20 protein-coding genes are annotated in these 19,985 nt (G+C 64.9%); 13 read left to right on the plus strand and 7 right to left on the minus strand.

Annotation, left to right across the window (positions count from 1 at the left end):
• The first annotated feature begins 7 nt into the window (after positions 1–7).
• The 6 genes from QW861_RS32655 to QW861_RS32680 all read left to right on the plus strand — a co-directional run bounded on the left by QW861_RS32655 (position 8) and on the right by QW861_RS32680 (position 6,310).
• Positions 8–1,405, plus strand: a complete 1,398-nt coding sequence (locus tag QW861_RS32655) for an NAD(P)(+) transhydrogenase (Re/Si-specific) subunit beta (protein ID WP_315717562.1) — start codon at positions 8–10, stop codon at positions 1,403–1,405.
• Positions 1,406–1,423: 18 nt separating this feature from the next.
• Positions 1,424–2,224, plus strand: coding sequence for an alpha/beta hydrolase (locus QW861_RS32660; RefSeq protein WP_316193973.1), 801 nt, complete (start codon positions 1,424–1,426; stop codon positions 2,222–2,224).
• Positions 2,225–2,327: 103 nt separating this feature from the next.
• Positions 2,328–3,665 carry a sodium:proton antiporter gene (locus QW861_RS32665; RefSeq protein ID WP_316193979.1) on the plus strand — a complete coding sequence of 446 codons (1,338 nt, stop codon included), beginning with the start codon at positions 2,328–2,330 and terminating at the stop codon, positions 3,663–3,665.
• Positions 3,666–3,780: 115 nt separating this feature from the next.
• Positions 3,781–4,878, plus strand: a complete 1,098-nt coding sequence (locus QW861_RS32670; RefSeq protein WP_316193974.1) for an ionic transporter y4hA — start codon at positions 3,781–3,783, stop codon at positions 4,876–4,878.
• 15 nt (positions 4,879–4,893) lie between these two features.
• On the plus strand, positions 4,894–5,178 hold the full coding sequence (locus tag QW861_RS32675) for a cupin domain-containing protein (protein ID WP_315717559.1): 285 nt from the start codon (positions 4,894–4,896) through the stop codon (positions 5,176–5,178).
• 223 nt (positions 5,179–5,401) lie between these two features.
• Positions 5,402–6,310 carry a hypothetical protein gene (locus QW861_RS32680; protein WP_316193975.1) on the plus strand — a complete coding sequence of 303 codons (909 nt, stop codon included), beginning with the start codon at positions 5,402–5,404 and terminating at the stop codon, positions 6,308–6,310.
• 223 nt (positions 6,311–6,533) lie between these two features.
• On the opposite strand, the gene rpsU is transcribed toward QW861_RS32680, so the two are convergent.
• The 3 genes from rpsU to purE all read right to left on the minus strand — a co-directional run bounded on the left by rpsU (position 6,534) and on the right by purE (position 8,597).
• Positions 6,534–6,836 carry a 30S ribosomal protein S21 gene (rpsU, locus tag QW861_RS32685; protein WP_315717557.1) on the minus strand — a complete coding sequence of 101 codons (303 nt, stop codon included), beginning with the start codon at positions 6,834–6,836 and terminating at the stop codon, positions 6,534–6,536.
• A gap of 166 nt (positions 6,837–7,002) precedes the next feature.
• The gene (locus tag QW861_RS32690; RefSeq protein WP_316193976.1) at positions 7,003–8,112 is read right to left on the minus strand and encodes a 5-(carboxyamino)imidazole ribonucleotide synthase; all 1,110 of its coding nucleotides are present in this window, start codon (positions 8,110–8,112) and stop codon (positions 7,003–7,005) included.
• Positions 8,109–8,597: a 5-(carboxyamino)imidazole ribonucleotide mutase gene (gene purE / locus QW861_RS32695; protein WP_316193977.1), complete on the minus strand. Its 489-nt coding sequence runs from the start codon at positions 8,595–8,597 to the stop codon at positions 8,109–8,111. Before purE ends, QW861_RS32690 begins: the two co-directional genes overlap by 4 nt.
• Before the next feature lie 87 nt (positions 8,598–8,684).
• On the opposite strand from purE, the gene QW861_RS32700 reads away from it, so the two are divergent.
• A complete protein-coding gene (locus QW861_RS32700; RefSeq protein ID WP_315753908.1) occupies positions 8,685–9,446 on the plus strand; it encodes a GGDEF domain-containing protein in 762 nt (253 codons plus the stop codon).
• A 44-nt stretch (positions 9,447–9,490) separates the two neighbouring features.
• Here QW861_RS32700 and QW861_RS32705 read toward each other — a convergent pair whose 3' ends face one another.
• The 3 genes from QW861_RS32705 to QW861_RS32715 all read right to left on the minus strand — a co-directional run bounded on the left by QW861_RS32705 (position 9,491) and on the right by QW861_RS32715 (position 10,385).
• On the minus strand, positions 9,491–9,742 hold the full coding sequence (locus tag QW861_RS32705) for a hypothetical protein (protein WP_316171496.1): 252 nt from the start codon (positions 9,740–9,742) through the stop codon (positions 9,491–9,493).
• A 79-nt stretch (positions 9,743–9,821) separates the two neighbouring features.
• The gene (locus QW861_RS32710; RefSeq protein WP_315717552.1) at positions 9,822–10,034 is read right to left on the minus strand and encodes a hypothetical protein; all 213 of its coding nucleotides are present in this window, start codon (positions 10,032–10,034) and stop codon (positions 9,822–9,824) included.
• Between the two features lie 144 nt (positions 10,035–10,178).
• Complete coding sequence (locus tag QW861_RS32715; protein WP_009028242.1) at positions 10,179–10,385, minus strand: YdcH family protein; 207 nt, start codon at positions 10,383–10,385, stop codon at positions 10,179–10,181.
• A 290-nt stretch (positions 10,386–10,675) separates the two neighbouring features.
• Between QW861_RS32715 and QW861_RS32720 the strand changes: the two genes are divergently transcribed.
• Positions 10,676–10,861, plus strand: a complete 186-nt coding sequence (locus tag QW861_RS32720; RefSeq protein WP_315717551.1) for a YdcH family protein — start codon at positions 10,676–10,678, stop codon at positions 10,859–10,861.
• Between the two features lie 196 nt (positions 10,862–11,057).
• Here the strand turns inward: QW861_RS32720 and QW861_RS32725 are convergent, their stop codons facing one another.
• On the minus strand, positions 11,058–12,161 hold the full coding sequence (locus tag QW861_RS32725; RefSeq protein ID WP_316171497.1) for an NAD(P)/FAD-dependent oxidoreductase: 1,104 nt from the start codon (positions 12,159–12,161) through the stop codon (positions 11,058–11,060).
• A gap of 211 nt (positions 12,162–12,372) precedes the next feature.
• Between QW861_RS32725 and QW861_RS32730 the strand changes: the two genes are divergently transcribed.
• The 5 genes from QW861_RS32730 to QW861_RS32750 all read left to right on the plus strand — a co-directional run bounded on the left by QW861_RS32730 (position 12,373) and on the right by QW861_RS32750 (position 19,889).
• Complete coding sequence (locus QW861_RS32730) at positions 12,373–15,078, plus strand: EAL domain-containing protein (RefSeq protein ID WP_316171498.1); 2,706 nt, start codon at positions 12,373–12,375, stop codon at positions 15,076–15,078.
• Positions 15,079–15,208: 130 nt separating this feature from the next.
• Complete coding sequence (locus QW861_RS32735) at positions 15,209–16,771, plus strand: glycerol-3-phosphate dehydrogenase (RefSeq protein ID WP_315717548.1); 1,563 nt, start codon at positions 15,209–15,211, stop codon at positions 16,769–16,771.
• A 50-nt stretch (positions 16,772–16,821) separates the two neighbouring features.
• Complete coding sequence (locus QW861_RS32740) at positions 16,822–17,994, plus strand: ABC transporter ATP-binding protein (RefSeq protein ID WP_315717547.1); 1,173 nt, start codon at positions 16,822–16,824, stop codon at positions 17,992–17,994.
• Complete coding sequence (locus QW861_RS32745; RefSeq protein WP_315753900.1) at positions 17,991–18,905, plus strand: ABC transporter permease; 915 nt, start codon at positions 17,991–17,993, stop codon at positions 18,903–18,905. Before QW861_RS32740 ends, QW861_RS32745 begins: the two co-directional genes overlap by 4 nt.
• A gap of 171 nt (positions 18,906–19,076) precedes the next feature.
• Positions 19,077–19,889 carry an ABC transporter permease gene (locus QW861_RS32750; protein WP_315753898.1) on the plus strand — a complete coding sequence of 271 codons (813 nt, stop codon included), beginning with the start codon at positions 19,077–19,079 and terminating at the stop codon, positions 19,887–19,889.
• The last annotated feature ends 96 nt before the right edge of the window (positions 19,890–19,985 follow it).

The raw sequence follows: 19,985 nt of genomic DNA on the forward strand, positions 1-19,985 counted from the left end.
ATCTGCAATGAACGCCAATCTGTCGGCACTCCTTTATCTCGTGGCAGGTGTGCTGTTCATCCTGTCTCTTCGCGGGCTGTCGAGCCCGGCCTCGAGCCGGCAAGGCAACTTCTTCGGCATGGCCGGCATGGCGATTGCGGTCGCCACCACCCTGGCCGGGCATCCACCGGCGGATGCGATCGCCTGGGTGCTCGTCATCCTCGGCGTTGCGATCGGCGGCGGTATCGGTGCGGTGATTGCGCGCCGGGTGCCGATGACGTCGATGCCCGAGCTCGTGGCGGCGTTCCATTCGCTGGTCGGCATGGCCGCGGTGCTGGTCGCCGCCGGCGCGTTCTTCGCGCCGGAAGCCTTCGACATCGGCACGCCCGGCAACATCCATCCGCAGAGCCTGGTCGAAATGTCGCTCGGCGTCGCCATCGGCGCGCTGACCTTCACCGGCTCGGTCATCGCCTTCCTCAAGCTGTCCGCGCGGATGAGCGGTGCACCGATCATCCTGCCGGCGCGCCACATCATCAACATTGCGCTCGCGGTCGCGCTCGTCTTCTTCGTGGTCCGCCTGGTGATGACCGGCGGCGGCTTCGACTTCCTGATGGTGACGCTGCTGGCGCTGGCGCTCGGCGTGCTCATGATCATCCCGATCGGCGGCGCCGACATGCCGGTCGTGATCTCGATGCTGAACTCCTATTCGGGCTGGGCCGCGGCCGGCATCGGCTTCACGCTCGGCAATTCGGCGCTGATCATCACCGGCGCGCTGGTCGGCTCGTCCGGTGCGATCCTGTCCTACATCATGTGCCATGCGATGAACCGGTCCTTCATCTCGGTCATCCTCGGCGGCTTCGGCGGCGAGACCGCAGCGGCCGGCGGGGCGACAGGCGAGCAGAAGCCGGCCAAGCTCGGCTCGGCCGACGACGCCGCCTTCATCATGAAGAACGCCTCCAAGGTCATCATCGTCCCCGGCTACGGCATGGCGGTCGCCCAGGCGCAGCACGCGCTGCGCGAGATGGCCGACACGCTGAAGAAGGAAGGTGTCGAGGTGAAATACGCGATTCATCCGGTCGCGGGCCGCATGCCCGGCCACATGAACGTGCTGCTCGCCGAAGCCAACGTTCCCTACGACGAGGTGTTCGAGCTCGAGGACATCAACTCGGAATTCGCCCAGGCCGACGTCGCCTTCGTGATCGGCGCCAACGACGTCACCAATCCGGCGGCCGAGGAGGACAAGTCCTCGCCGATCTACGGCATGCCCGTGCTGCAAGTCTGGAAGGCCGGCACCGTGATGTTCATCAAGCGCTCGCTCGCCTCGGGCTATGCCGGCATCGACAATCCGCTGTTCTACCGCGACAACACGATGATGCTGCTCGGCGACGCCAAGAAGATGACCGAGAACATCGTCAAGGGCATGTAGCCCACGGCGTCGGGAGCCATGACGTTTCTGAAATGGCTCCTGATCGTCCTGGCGGCGGTCTACGGCATCGTGCTTGCGGCCCTGTTCGTCCGCCAGCGTGCGATGCTGTTTCCCATTCCGCCGGTCGGCCGCACGGCACCGGCTGCAGCCGGGCTTCCTCAGGCTGAGGAGCATGTGCTGACCTCGGCCGATGGCGAGCGGGTCATCGTCTGGCATGTGCCGGCGAAGCCGGGCCGCAAGGTCGTTCTGTACTTCCCGGGCAATGGCGATTTTCTTGCCGGCGTGGCGTCGCGCTTCAAGGCGCTCACGGCCGACGGTACCGGTCTCGTTGCGCTTTCCTATCGCGGCTATGCGGGGTCCAGCGGCAGTCCCAGTGAGCCCGGGCTGCTGCAAGATGCCGCAGTCGCCTATGCGTTCACGACAGAGCGCTACGAGGCGGGACGGATCGTCGCCTGGGGCTTTTCCCTCGGCAGCGGTGTCGCCACCGCCATCGCGGCGGAGCATCCGATCTCCAAGTTGATCCTCGAAGCCCCTTATACGTCGACGGTGGACGTCGCCTCCGCGATGCTCAGGGTCGTCCCGGTCAGCCTGCTGATGCTCGACCGCTTCCATTCCGACCAGCGCATCGCCAATGTGCATGTGCCGCTGTTGATCATGCACGGCGAACGGGATCCGGCGATTTCGATCCGCTTCGGGGAACGATTGTTCGCACTTGCGCATGACCCCAAGCGCTTCGTACGGTTTCCCGACGGCGGACATAATGACCTGGATCTTTTTGGTGCGACTGAGACGGCAAAGAGCTTCATCGACAATCCGTAACGTCCGTGGATCGCGGTGGCCGGCCCTGCGCGGGACCATCCTACTCCTTGTCTTTGGGAGCCTGCCAGTGCAGGCGCATGCGGCCGGGCTGAACGGCTCCGCGATGACCTGGCCGTTCGCGCTGCCGTTCGTGGGACTGCTGTTGTCGATTGCGCTCGGGCCGCTGCTGTTTGCCAGGTTCTGGCATCATCACTACGGAAAGATCGCCGCGGCATGGGCCTTGGTGACGTTGGCGGCGTTGACCTGGAATGCAGGGCTCGGCACGGCGCTCGCCGCCTTCGTCCACGCGCTGCTCGCCGAGTATCTCAGCTTCATCGTGCTGCTGTTCGCCCTCTATACGGTGGCCGGCGGCATCCTGGTGACCGGCGACATCAGAGGTACACCTGCGACAAATACGGCCATCCTGGCACTCGGCACGATCATCGCGAGCGTCGTCGGCACGACGGGCGCCGCGATGATCCTGGTGCGCCCCCTGATCCGCGCCAATCTGAGCCGGCCGCATAATGTGCATGTGCTGATCTTCTTCATCATTCTGGCCGCCAATGTCGGTGGTGCACTGAGCCCGCTCGGCGATCCACCGCTGTTCGTCGGCTTTCTGCGTGGTGTCGACTTCTTCTGGACGACGCAACATCTCTGGCTGCAGACCGCGATCGTCGCCGGATTGCTGCTCATCGTCTTTGCCGCTACCGACTGGTGGCGCTTCCGCGCGGAGAAGCTTGCGTCGCAAGCGTCCGTAACAAGGGAGCCGGTGCGCATTCGCGGCCTCATCAATGTCGTTTTGATCGCCGCGATCGTTGCCAATACGCTGCTATCGGCGACCTGGAAGCCGGGCATCTCCTTCGACGTTTTCGGCACGCATGTCGAGCTTCAGAACCTCGTGCGCGATGCCGTCCTCGTGACGATCGCCGGACTGTCGCTGTGGCTGACGCCGGACGAGCACCGCGAGGCGAACGGGTTCAACTGGGAGCCGATTCGAGAGGTCGCCAAACTGTTCGCGGCGATCTTCACCGCGATCGTCCCGGTCATCGCCATGCTGAATGCGGGGCGCAGTGGCTCTTTCGGCTGGCTCTTGGATGCCGTGACGACACCCGCCGGCGCGCCGCGGGAGGTCGCCTATTTCTGGTTCACCGGGCTGATGTCGGCCTTCCTCGACAATGCCCCGACCTATCTCTTGTTCTTCGAATTGGCGGGCGGCGATCCCAAGCTGCTGATGGGCGAGCTCTCGGGAACGCTGGCGGCGATCTCGATGGGCGCAGTCTACATGGGCGCGCTGACCTATATCGGAAATGCGCCGAACTTCATGATCGCAGCGATCGCCAATGAGCGCGGCATCAAGATGCCGAGTTTCTTCGGCTACATGCTGCGGGCAGGTGCCGTCCTCATTCCGCTGTTCGTGCTGCTGACCGTGCTTCCGATCCATCCGCTGCTCAGCCCGCATTGACCTGATCGACGGCACTTTCAGAGACCGTCCAGGTTGACCCGGTCACGGCCGGACCGCGTGACGATCGCCTCGCGGTCGCGCATAGTCGGACAGAACGGATCGAAGGACGCGAATCATGAGCGTGAAGGGCGCAACGCCCGCATCATCGGTGATCTTTCCCGGCCTGGCGGTCGCGCTCGTCGCGATCGTCACGGCGACGCATTATGACTTCACGCCTTCGGCCGCCGGCGTGGTCTTCGCCGCGGTGCTGCTGGTGATCCTGTTCGGCACGGTGTTCGCGGCCGTGCACCATGCCGAGGTGATCGCGCATGAGATCGGCGAGCCGTTCGGCACGCTGCTCCTGACCCTGGCGGTGACGGTGATCGAGGTGGCGCTGATCGCCACCATCATGCTCGGCGACAAGGCTGCGCCCGCGCTGGCCCGCGACACCGTGTTCGCGGTCGTCATGATCGTGTGCAACGGCCTGGCCGGCATCTGCATCTTCATCGGCGGCTTGCGCTATCGCGAGCAGGACGTGCTGGTCTCCGGTGCCAATCTGTATCTCAGCGTACTGTTTACGATGGCAACCATCACACTGGTGCTGCCGAATTATACCTTGACGTCGCCTGGTCCGGTGTATTCTGCCGTGCAGATCGCCTTCGTCAGCGTCGTGACGATCCTGCTCTACGCGGTGTTCCTGTATACGCAGACCACCCGCCATCGGGATTATTTCGTCGGCGGCTCGGCTGGGTTCGCCGATGACGATGTCCGGCTGCCGCGTGCGAAGCTGTTGCTCAGTGTCGGGCTGCTGCTGGTCGCTCTGCTCGCTGTGGTCCTGCTTGCCAAGAAGTTCTCGCTGGTGGTCGACGCCGGCGTTGCCGCAACGGGGGCGCCGCAGGCGGTCGCAGGCGTGCTGGTGGCGCTGTTGATCCTGCTGCCGGAGAGTGTCGCCGCCCTCTCGGCCGCCCGCGCCAACGACCTTCAGAAGAGCATCAATCTCGCGCTTGGCTCCTCGCTCGCCACCATAGGGCTGACCATCCCGGCAGTGGCGGCCGCCGCCCATGTGCTGGACAAGCAGCTCGTCCTCGGGCTGGACCCGCAGGGAACAGTGCTGCTGGTCCTGACCTTCGTCCTGAGTATGCTGACCTTCGGCACCGGACGGACGAACATCCTGTTCGGGCTGGTGCACATGGTGGTGTTCGCGATATTCGTGTTCCTGCTCTTCGTCCCCTGATTCAAGAGATCCAGCATGCTCAGCGCTCAGTCCGACGTCCAGGTCGATACGCCCGAAGTCCGCGTTACGGAGTGGCGGCTATTGCCCGGCAGTGCCACGGGGCGCCACGTTCATGAGATGGATTACGTGATCGTGCCGGTCACCGCGGGCGAGATGACGATCGTGGCGCCGTCCGGCGAGCGCTCGAAGGCGCAGCTCGCGGTCGGCAAATCCTATTTCCGAAAGGCCGGTGTCGAACACGATGTGCTGAACGAGACCGGTTCCGAGATCGTTTTCCTCGAAGTTGAATTGAAGCCGTAACCAATTGTTTACCGGGATGCCGCTGATTGTGGTATCTTGAGCCGGCGATCCGGAAGCTGTGGCAACACCCTCGGATTGCTGGCTCCGGTTTCAAAGGATTTCAGGAAACGACTTTTCGGCGGTCGCGTCTGCGCGGAGTGCAGTCTGCGAGCTTCGGAAGGTGTGGGATGGTCCCTTAATTGTGCCTCAAAGTTCCCGCAAATACCGCGCGGGAGTGGTCAGCATGCTGAAATATCTCACAAAGTTCGCCATGGAGATCATCCCGTCGGTGGTTGCCACCATCATCGGGGCCTACATCGTCAATCACTACATCAACACCAAGCCGGACTCGCCGCCATCGACCGTGGCGTCGGTGGCGTCGGCTGCCTACGCCAAGCTCACCGGCTCAAAGAGCGACGCCCCGAAATCCACGGGCAAGGGGACCGACCCTGCCAAGCTGGAAGCGAAGGCCGATCCCAAGTCTGACGCCAAGCCGGCGGAAACGTCGAACGAGGTCTCGAGCATTCCCGCTCCCGGCATCAAGGCCAAGGGCGTGTCCGAGAAGTCGCTGGCCGACAAGGCTGCAGAGAAGGCAGTCGAAGTGAAGCCGGCCGAAACGGCGAGCCTCCCGGCCGATCCGCAGGCCTCGCGCCATCCCGCGTCGCCCCGGGAAAAGCTGATTGCGCGCGGTACTCCGGCCGAGGCCCCAGCGACCCAGCAGGAAGATCGCCGGGATGCTGCTGATCTCGCCCGCGCGGCGATCGAGCGGTTGCGCGCGAGCGAAGGTACCGGCAAGGCGGCTGTCGAGAAGCCGTCGAGCGACGTACCCCGGGGCGCTGGCGAGGCGCCGCGCATCGCGACCGTCGCGCCACCGGTGTCTCCGGTCCGTCCGCTGCCGCCTCCCGTGACGGTGTCTGCGCCACCGGTCGAGCAGGGCTTTGCCTTGCCGTCGGCCTCGAGCCCGCCCTACACGGGATCATTGCAGCCGGACGGGCGCCCGACCCCTCCGGCGGAGATCCCTGTCCAGCAGTTGCGTCCGCTCGACCTGCGCGCCGACAAGACTGATCCATCGATCAAGGACCAGATGTCCAACGTGGCGCAGGACATGATGTCCGCAGCCAAATCGGTGTTCCACTCAGTGTTGCCGAAGTAGCCGATCGAAGCGTTCGCGGACGCGATCGAGGCGGTGGGCCGGGGCGGTCTGCCGCTTTTTCTTTGGAGTGGCGAACTCTGCAGCGATGCGAGGAGCGGCGGCGCAACCCGGATTGACCCTGGTCGCCGGATGGCAGGAGGCGCGAAATCAAAAGGAGGCGCCCAAAACAAAAACGCGAGCCAAAGGCCCGCGCTTCAGACGACGTCAGATCAATCTGGCCAGATCAGCGCGGCGCGCTGGGACGGGCACCTGCACCCGGACCACGACCAGCACCACGGTCACCGCCGGGGCCAGCGCCGAACACCGGCTTCGGCTTCATCGGCAGCAGGCCTTCACGCTGCAACTTCTTGCGGGCCAGCTTGCGCGCACGACGCACGGCTTCGGCCTTCTCGCGGGCTTTCTTCTCGGACGGCTTCTCGTAATGGCCGCGAAGCTTCATCTCGCGGAAAATGCCCTCACGCTGCATCTTCTTCTTGAGCGCCTTGAGGGCTTGATCGACATTGTTATCGCGAACGAGAACCTGCACGCGGCATCCTCTTTCTCAGTCTATCGGTTTGAAATCTGGTGAAGCCAGGGCTGGCAGATGGCCGCGCCCTTGACCTTGAGCGCGCCCGTGTATCAGAGGACATCCTCGCTGTCCACCCGCTGACGGGCTCTTGACCGCAAGTTTAACCCCGCCGGAGCGGTTTATTTCAGCCCTGCCTCGGCGGCAGTGGCGAGACCTGGGTCACATGCCCCATCTTGCGGCCCGGACGAGCGGCGCCCTTGCCGTAGAGATGCACGGTGGCGCCCGGAACCGTGAGCCACTGCTCGTAGCTGTCGATCTCGTCCCCGATCAGGTTCGTCATCGTGACGTGACCGTGGCGCAGCGGCTTGCCGAGTGGCCAACCGGCGATCGCCCGGATGTGCTGTTCGAATTGGGAAATCGAGGCGCCATCGAGGGTCCAGTGGCCGGAATTATGCACCCGCGGGGCAATTTCGTTGACCAGGACGCCTGGAGTGGGACCGTCCGACACCACGAACATCTCCACGGCCAGCACCCCGACGTAGTCGAGGGCGGTCGCGATCCGGCTGGCAATGTCCCTGGCTTCGTCGGCGAGCGCATCAGGGATACGCGCCGGCGCCCGCGACACCTTCAGGATGTGATCGCGATGCTCGTTCTCGGTCACGTCGAAGCACTCGACCTGACCGTCGGCCGCTCGGGCCGCCACGACCGAGATCTCGCGCTCGAACGGAACGAACGCTTCGAGGATGGCCGATTTGGTGCCGAGCTCGGCCCAGATCCGCTCGAGATCGTCACCCTGGTGGATCTTGATCTGACCCTTGCCGTCATAGCCGAATCGCCGCGTCTTCAGCACGGCCGGTAAGCCGATCCGGAACGCGGCTTCGCGCAAGGTGGCGACCGAGGACACATCCGCATAGGTCGCGGTGCCGATGCCCAGCGAGGTGACGAAATCCTTCTCGGTGAGGCGATCCTGGGTGGTCTCGAGCGCCGAACGCCGCGGCAGCACCGGGCGTCTGGCCGCCAGCACCATGGCCGCAGCCGAGGGGACGTTTTCGAACTCGTAGGTGACGACGTCGACGTCATTGGCGAACAGCTCGAGCGCCTCGACGTCGGCATATTCGGCGCAGGTTGCGTTCAGCACGACGTCGAAGGCGGGGGAGTCCGGGTCCGGCGAGAACACCTGGCAGCGCAGCCCCAGCCGCGCCGCAGCAAGCGCCAGCATGCGGCCGAGCTGGCCGCCGCCGAGAATACCGATGGTGTCGCCGGGCTTGAGCTTCACCCGATTGGAGTCGGTCACGCCGTGCCCTCCGGACGTTCGGCGATCGCATTGGTCTGCGCCTGGCGCCAAGCCGACAGACGGCCGGCGAGCGCGGAATCCGAGAGAGCGAGCACGCTGGCCGCCAGCAGCGCTGCGTTAATGGCGCCGGATTTGCCGATGGCGAGCGTTCCGACTGGAATTCCGGCCGGCATCTGGACGATGGAATACAGCGAATCGACCCCCGACAGCGCCTTCGACTCGACGGGAACGCCGAACACGGGCAGTTCCGTGAGCGAGGCCGTCATGCCCGGCAGATGGGCGGCGCCGCCGGCACCGGCGATCACGACCTTGTAGCCCGCCGCCTTGGCACCCTTGGCGAAAGCATACAGCCGGTCCGGGGTGCGGTGCGCCGAGACGATCCGGGCGTCGTAGCTCACGCCCAGGGCGTCAAGCGTCTCGGCGGTATGGCGCATGGTATCCCAGTCCGACTGGCTTCCCATGATGATGGCGATCGGGGCGGTCATGACCTCAATTCTTCTCGGGAATCCATCAGCATGGGCCGGAGTATAGGATCGGTCCTGACAGCGGCAAGCCATGGCATGGAGGTCCGAATGGACTATCCTGTCTTGGTCAAGCCCGGCAAGCCCAAACGATGGCGCGGCAGGTGTCCGATGAAAAAGAAGCGCATGGCGGCCGCGTGGCGAGCCGGGAAGCGAAGAACCCGCTACCGTCATCGGCCTTCGCGGCGCGCGCGGGCTCCTGAACCCGGTTCCGTACCGGCAGGCGCGCGGCACACGATCCGACGCCTCAAGGCCGAGTTGGCGACAGCACAGGCCCGGATCGCCGAGCTGACGGCCTCCGCTGAGCGCGATTTCCTGCTCGACATCTTTAATCGTCGCGGCTTCGCCCGCGAACTCCATCGTTCCATCGCCTTCATCAAGCGCTACGACGCGACCGGTGCTCTCATCGTGCTCGACGTCGATCGGCTGAAACCGATCAATGATACGTTCGGCCATGCCGCCGGTGATGAGGTCCTGAAGGCGGTTGCGCGTGTCCTCGGCGAGCATGTCCGATCCTCCGACGTGATCGGTCGGCTCGGCGGCGACGAGTTCGGCGTGCTGCTCTGGCACCTCAGCGCGGCGGACGCACATGCCAAGGCGACGGAGCTGGAACAGGCCATCGACAGCCTGACCTTCACCTTCGGCGATCAGACCGTGCGTGCCGGCGCGTCGGCCGGGATTGCCCTTCTCGACAAGCGCGTCAACCCAGTACGTGCGTTGGAGGAAGCCGACCGTGCGATGTATATGCGCAAGGCCCAGCGGAGGTACGAGAGCCCCGCGCACGGCACGGCCCTGTCGGGCGACCAGCGGTGACGCTCGTGGGCCGTCCGCTCCGATGACAGAGCTGTGCACGGCGCTCACAACTCGCCGAGATCGTCGGGCAACTCGCCGAACTTGTGCAGCAGCCGGGCGTCGCAGAATTCCCCCAGCAAGGGATCTCCGCTGCGGCTGAAGGCAATGGCGCCGATGTTGTCCGGCAAGCGCGACATCGCTTCGGCACGACGCAGCGCTGCGGACGAGCTCTGGCATTCCTCGGCCGCGCCTGCGACCAGCATCCCTGCCTCGTCCCGTCTGAACGGCATGGCGACGTAATAGGTGATGTCAGGCATTGCACGCACCTCCCGGCCTTCGTCGAAGCTGCGAGCGAGCGCGGTGGCAAACGTCCGGAGAGCCTCGACGGCCTAGGGCTCAGGCCGCATTGTTCTGCGCATCGTCCGAAATGGTGTTGGGCATGCAGCCGCAGGAGATTGCCGCCCGCAGCTCCTGCAGCTCCAGCTCGAGATACTCGTTCGCCATGATCAGCGCCTTGATCGTGGAGCGCAGATTGCCGTCGCACATCGCGATGGCTTGGTCACAGGCCTGTTCATAGAGGCGATCCTGTGGGGAGAAGGAGGCGGGCATCACAACCATCCTTGTTGTCAGGAGTTACGAGGGGCTGGTCCGATTGTTCTCTTTTTGTTCTTGTTGTCAAGGCGCTTCGGCAAATCCTGCACCGCTGTTGCGTATTGCTTGTGTGCATACGGTCAGCCGTGCTGACGCTTCGCCTCAGGCGATGATGTCGGGCGTGATCTGGTCTTCGATGAAGGCGATCCGATCGCGTAGCAGAAGCTTCCGCTTCTTCAGTCGTTGCAGCCGCAACAAATCGGGGGCGGGCGATTGATGCAAAGCGTCGATCGCCGCGTCGAGATCGCGGTGCTCCTGCTGCAGGCGCGCGAGTTCGGCCTGCAGTTCGCGCTCGTCTTGGTCAGCCATGATCTATGATAGCAAAAAAGCGGAAGGAAGTGGAAAGCCTTGCGAAGGCGGGCGCAAATATTGCGCCTGCGAAGCTGATAAGCAAGTCGCACTCCTCGAGATCGGTGCAGCTGTCCCGTGAATTTCGGGTTGGCGCCGGCTTTAGATTCGTCCGGATCTGCTCACGCTTCGTTACACACGGCGCTCAAATTTGCATGTGCGGTCTTTTGGCCCCATCGACAGGTCAAGCGACTTGTGTACACTCATTAGCCCTGGTCGAATCTCAGGTTCACCTACCGAGGAGGTTTCGAATGGCCATTCAGGCGCATCTCGTTGAACTGGAGCGTAAGCATAAAGTTCTTGAAAACGAATTGCATCAAGCTCTCCTGCATCCATCGACGGACGACCTGCGAATTGTCGAACTGAAGCGACGCAAACTGATGGTGAAGGATGAGATCGAGCGCTTGAGACAGGTAACCAGCGAAACACTTCACTGACATGTGACCATCATCCGCCGTACCATCTGATCGTAAGACCGTGCGCCTGGGATGGTGACGAGTCCATCCCAGACGCAACTCCAATCAAATTAGTTGCGATATACGATGAGGCGGACGCATCTGCCTGCGTTGTCTGCCTGCGTTGTCTGCCGGCGCATCTATCGCGACACGCCGTTCATCGCGATATCTGGGGTCTTCAGCTCGAGGCGAGATCGCAGACGTGAGCCGCAATCGCGAGCGATGACGTCAATCCAGGCGATTCAATTCCGAACAGATTGATGAGTCCGGGCACCCCGTGATCGCGCGGGCCCTGAATGACGAAATCCTGCGACGCCACGGCCGGCGGTACGATCTTCGGCCTGATACCGGAATAGCTCGGCATCAGCGCCCCATCCGGCAGCGACGGCCAATACTTGCGGATCGCCGGGTAGAAGCGCTCGGCGCGCGCCGGATCGACCGTATAGTCGATCCGGTCGATCCACTCGACGTCGGGGCCGAATCTGGCTTGGCCTGCCATGTCGAGCGTGAGGTGCACGCCGAGGCCGCCTGGTTCCGGCACCGGGTAGATGAGCCGGCTGAACGGTGCCCGGGCGCTGCAGCTGAAATAGTTGCCCTTGGCGAGATAGGCCGTCGGCATCAGCGACGACGGCATGCCGTCGATCAGCCGCGCCAGCTTCGGCGCGTCGAGGCCGGCGGCGTTCACCAGCAGCCGGCAGCTCAGCCTCATCGGTTGCGCGCCGCCCGCATCGACCTCGATTGATCCCCCGGTCGCCTTGGCCCGCAGCAACGGCGTGTGGAAGGCGAAGGCACCGCCGGCATCCTCGATCTCGCCGCGCAGCGACAGCATGAAGGCATGGCTGTCGAGGATGCCGGTGGACGGCGACAGCAGCGCGGCCTGGCAGGCCAGGGCCGGCTCCAGCGCCAGCGCTTCGGTTCCGGATAGCAGCCGCATACCTTCGACACCATTGGCTTCGGCGTGCGCGCGGATGCCCTGCAGCTTCTCGGTCTCGGCCGGATTGGTCGCAACGATCAGCTTCCCGCAATTGCGGTAGGGCACGCCATGGTCGTCGCAATAGCGGTAAAGTAGGCGTTTGCCGGCCACGCAGAAGCGGGCCATCAGGCTCCCGGCCTTGTAGTAGATGCCGGCGTGGATCACTTCGCTGTTGCGAGACGAAGTGACGGTTCCGATACCCTCGGCCGCCTCGAGAACGATGACCTCGCGTCCGGCCCGCGCCAATTGACGTGCGACGGCAAGTCCGACGACGCCGGCGCCAACGACGACGCAATCCACTCTATCCATGCATAGTCCTGAGACGATTGGGAGAAGTCATGCCTCGCTGCAATCCCTGGTGGGCGGAACCCCGGTCCGGAGTGCGAGGGCCCTTAGCAAACCATTCATCATAAGGCGCCATTGACCAAATTTGCTTCGTCTTTTTCGAAGTTTGCAGAACCCGTTTACCCGATCCCAATAGGTGAAGCCAGATACTGTCGCCGAATACCGCGGGTGATTGATGGCTGGCAAGAATTGGCAGGCGAGCGACCGAAACGCGTTTTCTGCGCGTGTCGTTGCGGCCTCGGTGGCCGCCATGGCAGCGTGGGCGGCTGCGCCGACCCGGGCCTGGGCCGCTTCCTCCGATTTCTCGCCCTCCGGTTACTTGGCCACCATCGAGCCGGACGTGCTCTGGAAGGTGTTGATCGCCGGCGTTGTCGTCTGCGCCTTCCTCGCGTCGGTCGTGATCTGGATCCATTCGGCCTTGCGGCGCGCCAAGCGGGCACAACTGCGGCGTAATGTTTTCATCAGCTCCGCGCTCAACAATCTGAGCCAGGGGCTGATGCTGACGGACGCCGCCAACCGCGTCGTCTTCTACAATCATCGCTTTCTCGAGATCTACGGCATGAGCCGGGCCGACATTCCGCCCGGTTGCACCGGCCGGGATCTGGTCGAGTTGCGGCGGCAGCGTGGCCTGCTCAATCTGACGGTCGAGGACTATGCGCGCCAGGCGCGGGCACCGGACGGGTGCCTGACCGAATTGCCCGACGGACGTGTGGTGCGTGCCCAGATTTTCCGTCTTCCCACCGGAGGATCGATCGGCATCCATGAAGACTGTACGGTGCAGCACCGGCTGGAGCGCGAGCTCGCCTCGACCAAGCAGTTCCTGGAATCGGTGGTCGATCAGGTTCCCGTCTGCGTCGCCGCCAAGAACATCGAGGACGGCCGCTACATCTTTGCCAACCGGGCGTTCGAGCAGTTCGCGCAGGTGCCGCGGGATCAGATCATCGGACGGCGCCCGAGCGACCTGTTCGGCGAGGAGACCGCGGCCGACATCGCGGCTGCCGATCGCGAAGCGATGCTGGCACCTGGCACCACCTATTGCAGCGAACTCGTGGTTCAACGCGGTGACGAGAAGCGCATCCTGGACGCCCACCGGGTCGTTGCACGCAACGACAAGAACGAACCGCAATTCCTCATCGCGCTGTTCGACGATGCCACGGAGCGGCGATCGCTGAGCCGCGAGCTGGAGAACAGCAAGAAGTTCCTGGAACTGGTTGTCGACAACATTCCGGTTTCGCTCATCGTCGAGAGCGTCAGCGACGGCCGTTATCTGCTCGCCAACCGCAGCGCCGAGATCATCCTCAACCGCAAGCGCGAGGACGCCACGGGCCTGACCACCGCCGACATCTTCAATCCGCGCGAGGCCAGACTGATCACGGCGCGCGACGAAGCCGCCATCAAGAAGCGGGGCCTTCTGACCGAGGAACATCCGATCTCGACCAAGGACGGCCTGCGGCTGTTCCTGACCCGGCGGGCAACCGTGCTGGGCGAGACCGGCGAGCCGCAATATCTGATCAAGACCTATGAGGACGTCACCGACCGGCGCCAGACCGAATCGCGGATGGCGCACATGGCCTATCACGACGGCCTGACCGATCTGCCGAACCGCGCCGCGTTCCTGCAGGCCCTGAGCCAGATGATCGAGGCCTGCGCGGATACGGACGAGGAGTTCGCGGTCCTGAACGTCGATCTCAAGGGCCTGAAGGACGTCAACGACGTCTTCGGCCACGCCATCGGCGACAAGCTGTTGATCGAGGTCGCCCGTCGCGTCCATGCCGTTGCCCGGGGCGGGGTGGTCGCGCGGCTCTCCGGCGATGAGTTCGGGCTGATCATCGACGGCAAGCAACCGGAAACGGGCAGGGCGCTGGCCGAGCAATTGGCGGCGGCGATCGCGGTGGACTTCCAGATCGAGGGCAAGTCGATCCGCACCGCGCTGACGACGGGCATCTCGGTGTTCCCGCACAATGGTTCGGATCCGGCGTCGCTGCTCGCCAATGCGGGTGCCGCTCTGTTCCGCGCCAAGGCCAAATCGCGCGGCAGCATCACCTTCTACGAGCCTGAAATGGATCAGCAGATTCGCGACCGCCGCGTTCTGCATCAGGAGCTGTCTGTCGCGATCAAGCATGGCGAACTGTCGCTGTACTTCCAGCCGCAGGCCGTCTCCGGCCGCACGGTCGACGCCAGCGAGATCATCGGCTTCGAGGCGCTGGCGCGCTGGCAGCACCCGGTCCGGGGTTTCGTGCCGCCGAGCGACTTCATTCCGCTTGCGGAAGAGAGCGGCCTCATCGTCGAGATGGGCGAGTGGATCCTGCGCGAGGCCTGCCGCGAGGCGGCGTCGTGGCCCAAGCCGCTGCAGGTCGCGGTCAACCTGTCCCCGGCCCAGTTCGTCCATGGCGACCTCGTTGCGCTGGTCCACTCGATCCTGATCGAGACGGGGCTCGCGCCCGGCAGGCTCGAGCTCGAGATCACCGAGGGTGTGCTGATCGAGGATTTCGATCGCGGTGTCGCGCTGCTGCGCCGGCTGAAGGCGCTCGGCGTTCGCGTCTCGATGGACGATTTCGGCAGCGGCTACTCGTCGCTGAGCTACCTGCAGGCATTCCCGTTCGACAAGATCAAGATCGACCGCGCCTTCGTCATGAACATCGGCCGCAATCCGCAATCGGCGGCGATCATTCGTGCGGTCATCGGTCTGGGTCACGGCATGAACATGTCGATCGTGGCGGAAGGCGTCGAGACGCCCGAGCAGCTTGGCTTCCTCGCCGAGCAGGGCTGCGACTCGGTTCAGGGCTATCTGCTCGGCAAGCCCCTGCCGATCAACAAATACGACGGCATTGTCGGTCGCGCTCACGACGACGACGTCGCGTCCGTTCGCAAGACGGGCTGACCAGGCACTCCGGTCAGAGGCTGTTGCGCAACAGCGCGAATTTATCCGCGCGCACGACAGCTCGGCCGCTACGAGAATCATTTCCGCCGGTCTACGATCATTCGCCCTGGCACGCTCGAAGACCTTGCGTATGGCGGACTACGATCTTGCGATCATCGGCGGCGGTCTGAACGGCGTCAGCCTGGCACGCGATGCGGCCGGCCGCGGCTTGCGCGTGATCCTGGTCGAGCAGGGCGATCTTGGCGGCGCCGCCTCGTCGGCCACGTCGCGGCTGGTGCATGGGGACCTCGCGGCGCTGGAGCGCCGCGGCTTTCTGCGCGTGCGCCGCGCGCTCGCCGAGCGCGACGTCTGGCTCACGGTCGCGCCGCATCTGGTGCGGCCGATCCGCTTTGCGATTCCGGCTCACGCCAATGAGCGGCCGCCATGGCAGCTGCGCGCAGGGCTCTGGCTCTACGATCGCCTCGCTACGCGCAACCGGCTGCCGGCCGCGTCGGTGCTCGACGTCACGCATCATCCGATCGGCGATGCCCTGAAGCGTCCGATCGGGACGGCGTTCGACTATTCCGACTGCGTGGTCGACGATTCCCGCCTGGTGGTTCTGACCGCGATGGATGCCGCCGAGCGCGGCGCAGAGATCCGCACCGGCGCCCGCTGCGTGCGAGCCGACCGTGACCATCTATGGCGGCTCGCCATCATCGACCGCGGCCATCGCCGCATCGTCACTTCGCGCGCGCTCGCCAACGCCACCGGCGCGTGGAGCGTCTCGACGGCGGAAACCGTGCTGCGTCAGCCGCCGCCGCGGGTCACCGCGCGGCAGGTTAGCCAGATCATCGTGCCGCGGCTGTTCGATGTCGAAGCGGTCTACGTGTTTCAGAATTCGGATGGAAGGCTGATCTTTGCCCAGCCCTACGAGCAAGATTTCACCCTGATCGGCACGGTGGCCCACGGCTTCAAGGGCGACCCAGCCGTGGTGGCGGTGCCGGCGGCAGACGTGGCCTATCTCTGCAAGGCGGCGAACCGCTATTTCCGCTCGGACGTCCAGCCCGCGGATGTGGTCCGGAGCGTGTCCGGCGCCAACATGATGGTGCTGCGTGCTGCCGACAGCGGGGAATTGGAAACGATCGTGAGCCTTGATGCCGGCCGCGCCAAGGAGCCCGCCAAGGCGCCGCTCCTGACCATGTGCGGCGGCGATGTCACGACAGCCCGGTACCGGGCCGAGCGGGCGGTCTCGCGGCTTGCGCGCTTCTACCCGATGTCGCCGCGCTGGACTGCGAGCGCGCCGCTTCCGGGTGGCGATTTCGCCTGGGATCGGTTCGAGGATCTCGTCGACGACGCACGGGAGCGCTGGCGCTTTCTCGGCGAAGCCGAGGCCCGGCGGCTGGTCGGCGCCTATGGCACCCGGCTGGCGGAGATCCTCGGCGGGGCGAGATGCCGGGCCGATCTCGGACAGGCGTTCGGGCCGAAGCTGACGGAGGCGGAGGTCCGCTACCTCATGACGCGCGAATGGGCGCGGTTTCCCGACGACGTTCTATGGCGGCGGACCAAGCTGGGCCTGACGCTTCCCGCTGCCGAACGCGATGCGCTCGCCGCGTTCATGGCGACGGTCGCCTGTGGCCGGGGCTCGCCGCAGGCCGCTGACGCGAGCGGGGATAGTCCGGCCCGTGCGGTTGAGCTGCAATCCATGGGCGGCTAGCTTGCCGACCGGCCGGGCGTTGTGGCCGGGCAGGGTGATTTGATCAGGACATGGCTGACGACATCGCAAATCCAGCGCCCGCCGAGGAGCCGGCGGCATCACCACTGCCGGAACCGCGCCCCGATCCTCAGCCGCCGATCCTGCGGATCGAGAACGTCGTCAAGACTTTCGGCAGCTTCCGCGCCGTCGACGGCGTCTCGCTCGACATCCGAGCCGGCGAGTTCTTCGCGCTGCTCGGCCCCAGCGGCTGCGGCAAGACGACCTTGCTGCGCATGCTGGCCGGCTTCGAGACGCCGGATGAAGGGCGCATCCTGCTATCGGGCGAGGAGATCGCGCAGGTGCTGCCGCATCAGCGGCCCGTCAACATGATGTTCCAGAACTACGCGCTGTTCCCGCATCTGAACGTGCGCGACAACATCGCCTTCGGCCTGAAGCGCGCCGGCATGCCGCGCGCCGAGATCGCCACCCGCGTCGCGGAGATGGTGGCGCTGGTCCGGCTCGAAGGCCTGGAGAAGCGCAAGCCCGATCAACTGTCCGGGGGACAGAAGCAGCGCGTCGCGCTGGCACGCTCGCTGGCGCGCCGGCCGAAGGTGCTGCTGCTCGATGAGCCGATGGCGGCGCTCGACAAGAAGCTGCGCGAGAGCACGCAGTTCGAGCTGATGGAGCTGCAGCGCAAGCTCGGCATGACCTTCATCATCGTCACCCACGACCAGGAGGAGGCGATGACGGTGGCGAGCCGGATCGGGGTAATGAACGCGGGAAGGCTCGAGCAGGTCGCTGCACCGCGCCGCCTGTATGAAGAGCCCGTGTCGCGGTGGGTCGCGGAGTTCGTCGGCGACATCAACCTGTTCGAGGGCGAGGTGACCGCGCGTGAGTCGCACCGGCTCCGGATCACGACCGCCGCTGCCGGCGAGCTCGCCGCGGCGCAACCCGTCACTCCGATCAGCGAGAGCAAGGTCGCAGTCGCGATCCGTCCCGAGAAGATCCGCCTCGCGCTTCGCCGGCCGGCGGCTGATGCCGCAGCGATCAACTGTGTCGAGGGCGCCATTTCCGATGCGAGCTATCTCGGCGGCAAGACCGTGTACAAGATCAAGCTCGACGGCGGCGCTGTCCTGCACGCGTCGCAAGCCAACACGGCCCGGCTCGACGCCGACGGCTATGGGCTGAACCAGCGCGTCGTGGCCTGGTTCACGCCCGATGATTGCGTGGTGCTGGAGCGATGAGCGCGCGCCGCATCTTCTCGCGTCCGGCGCGATTTGCGGCGATCGCGCCTTACGTCTGGATGGTGCTGTTCTTCCTGGTGCCGTTCGCCTTCGTCGCCAAGATCAGCCTGTCGCAGACTGCGATCGCGCAGCCCCCCTATACGCCGGTGTTCTCGCTGGCTGATGGTTTGTCGTCGCTTCGGGATGCATTTGCGGCGCTGTCGCTCGACAATTTCCGTCTGCTGCTGTCGGACGATCTGTATCTCGCGTCCTATCTGCGCAGCGTCGTCGTCGCGGCGACGTCGACCGCGATCCTGCTCCTGATCGGCTACCCGATCGCCTATGGCATGGCGCGGCTGCCCAGGCGTTGGCAGGGCATCGCGATGATGCTGGTCATCGTCCCGTTCTGGACCTCGTTCCTGATTCGCATCTATGCCTGGGTCAACATCCTGCAGCATGACGGCCTGTTGAACCAGATCCTGCTCGCGCTGCATCTGGTGTCCGCGCCGGTGGTGTGGCTGTCGACGGACAGCGCGATGTATGTCGGGATCGTCTATTCCTATCTGCCCTTCATGATCCTGCCGCTGTTTGCGACGCTGACGAAGCTGGAGCCGGCCCTGGAAGAGGCCGCCGCCGATCTCGGCGCCTCGCCGCGCCAGACCTTCTGGCTGGTGACGTTTCCGCTGTCGCTGCCGGGTGTCGGCGCCGGCGCGCTGCTGTGCTTCATTCCGATCGTCGGCGAGTTCGTCATTCCCGATCTGCTCGCCGGCTCGAAATCGCTGATGATCGGCCAGACGCTGTGGCTTGAATTCTTCACCAACAAGGACTGGCCGGTGGCCTCCAGCATCGCCGTGGTCCTCTTGGTCGTGCTGTTGCTTCCGCTTCTGCTCTACGACCGGCTGCAGCGCCGGCAGTTGGAGGAGAGCAGGTGATGGATGGCGTACAGCAAGGCACGTTCTCTCGCTCCCCTCCCCCTTGCGGAGAGGGGTTGGGGGTGGGGGTCCGCATCGGCGGTCTTTGCTGGGTGCCCCCCTCCCTGACCCTCCCCCACAAGGGGGGAGGGAACGGAGAGGGTTTCACTGGGATTGAGGGAGGAGGAGATCGTGCCTAATCCCTCCCGCCTGTCGCGCTTCAACGTCGCCTCGCTGACGCTTGGGCTCGCCTTTCTTTACCTCCCGATCCTGATCCTGGTGATCTATTCGTTCAACGCCTCGCGGCTGGTCACGGTCTGGGGCGGCTGGTCGCTGCGCTGGTATCACGAGTTCTTCAACGACCGCGCGATGATCGATGCAGCCTGGATGAGCCTGCGCGTCGGCGCCACCTCGGCGACGGTGGCGACCTTGCTCGGCACCCTTGCCGCGGTGGCGCTGTCGCGCGGCCAGGGATTTCGCGGCCGCATGCTGTTCTCCGGCATGCTGTATGCGCCGCTGGTGATGCCCGAGGTGATCACCGGCCTGTCGCTGCTGCTGCTGTTCGTGGCGCTGGAGGCCGAGCGCGGCTTCTGGACGGTGACGCTCGCCCACACGACCCTCACGATGTGCTTCGTTGCGGTGATCGTACAGTCGCGGCTGGTCTCGCTCGACCGCAGCCTGGAGGAAGCCGCGATGGACCTCGGCTGCGATCCCTTGCGCGCGTTCGTGATGGTCACCTTGCCACTGATCGCCCCGGCGGTGGTCGCCGGCTGGATGCTCGCCTTCACGCTGTCGCTCGACGATCTCGTGATCGCGAGCTTTACCACCGGCCCGGGCTCGGCGACGCTGCCGATCCGGATCTATTCGGAAGTACGGCTCGGGGTGAAGCCGGAGATCAACGCGATCTGCACGCTGGTGATCGGGCTGATTGCCGTGGTGATCGTCGTGGCGTCGTTAGCTTCAAAGCTGTCGAGTGATCGCGGCGAGAGCGCTGCGCCACTATAGAAGTCGTCATTGCGAGCGTAGTGTTCAGCCCGGGGACATAGCTGACGGGTGTTCGGGGAGATGGTTGACACTTCAAAATCGGCTCGATTCGTCAAG

The sequence above is a fragment of the Bradyrhizobium sp. SZCCHNRI1029 genome (assembly GCF_032487555.1).
Taxonomy (GTDB): Bacteria; Pseudomonadota; Alphaproteobacteria; order Rhizobiales; family Xanthobacteraceae; genus Bradyrhizobium.

Excerpts from the sequence above, each read along its gene's own strand:
- QW861_RS32730 (WP_316171498.1), top strand. The coding sequence starts at position 12,373 with ATGGCTGGCAAGAATTGGCAGGCGAGCGACCGAAACGCGTTTTCTGCG.
- QW861_RS32745 (WP_315753900.1), top strand. The coding sequence starts at position 17,991 with ATGAGCGCGCGCCGCATCTTCTCGCGTCCGGCGCGATTTGCGGCGATC.
- QW861_RS32715 (WP_009028242.1), bottom strand. The coding sequence starts at position 10,385 with ATGGCTGACCAAGACGAGCGCGAACTGCAGGCCGAACTCGCGCGCCTG.
- QW861_RS32655 (WP_315717562.1), top strand. The coding sequence starts at position 8 with ATGAACGCCAATCTGTCGGCACTCCTTTATCTCGTGGCAGGTGTGCTG.
- QW861_RS32735 (WP_315717548.1), top strand. The coding sequence starts at position 15,209 with ATGGCGGACTACGATCTTGCGATCATCGGCGGCGGTCTGAACGGCGTC.
- QW861_RS32670 (WP_316193974.1), top strand. The coding sequence starts at position 3,781 with ATGAGCGTGAAGGGCGCAACGCCCGCATCATCGGTGATCTTTCCCGGC.
- QW861_RS32710 (WP_315717552.1), bottom strand. The coding sequence starts at position 10,034 with ATGCCCGCCTCCTTCTCCCCACAGGATCGCCTCTATGAACAGGCCTGT.
- purE (WP_316193977.1), bottom strand. The coding sequence starts at position 8,597 with ATGACCGCCCCGATCGCCATCATCATGGGAAGCCAGTCGGACTGGGAT.
- QW861_RS32680 (WP_316193975.1), top strand. The coding sequence starts at position 5,402 with ATGCTGAAATATCTCACAAAGTTCGCCATGGAGATCATCCCGTCGGTG.
- QW861_RS32700 (WP_315753908.1), top strand. The coding sequence starts at position 8,685 with ATGGACTATCCTGTCTTGGTCAAGCCCGGCAAGCCCAAACGATGGCGC.
- QW861_RS32665 (WP_316193979.1), top strand. The coding sequence starts at position 2,328 with ATGACCTGGCCGTTCGCGCTGCCGTTCGTGGGACTGCTGTTGTCGATT.
- QW861_RS32705 (WP_316171496.1), bottom strand. The coding sequence starts at position 9,742 with ATGCCTGACATCACCTATTACGTCGCCATGCCGTTCAGACGGGACGAG.
- QW861_RS32660 (WP_316193973.1), top strand. The coding sequence starts at position 1,424 with ATGACGTTTCTGAAATGGCTCCTGATCGTCCTGGCGGCGGTCTACGGC.
- QW861_RS32675 (WP_315717559.1), top strand. The coding sequence starts at position 4,894 with ATGCTCAGCGCTCAGTCCGACGTCCAGGTCGATACGCCCGAAGTCCGC.
- QW861_RS32740 (WP_315717547.1), top strand. The coding sequence starts at position 16,822 with ATGGCTGACGACATCGCAAATCCAGCGCCCGCCGAGGAGCCGGCGGCA.
- QW861_RS32720 (WP_315717551.1), top strand. The coding sequence starts at position 10,676 with ATGGCCATTCAGGCGCATCTCGTTGAACTGGAGCGTAAGCATAAAGTT.
- QW861_RS32725 (WP_316171497.1), bottom strand. The coding sequence starts at position 12,161 with ATGGATAGAGTGGATTGCGTCGTCGTTGGCGCCGGCGTCGTCGGACTT.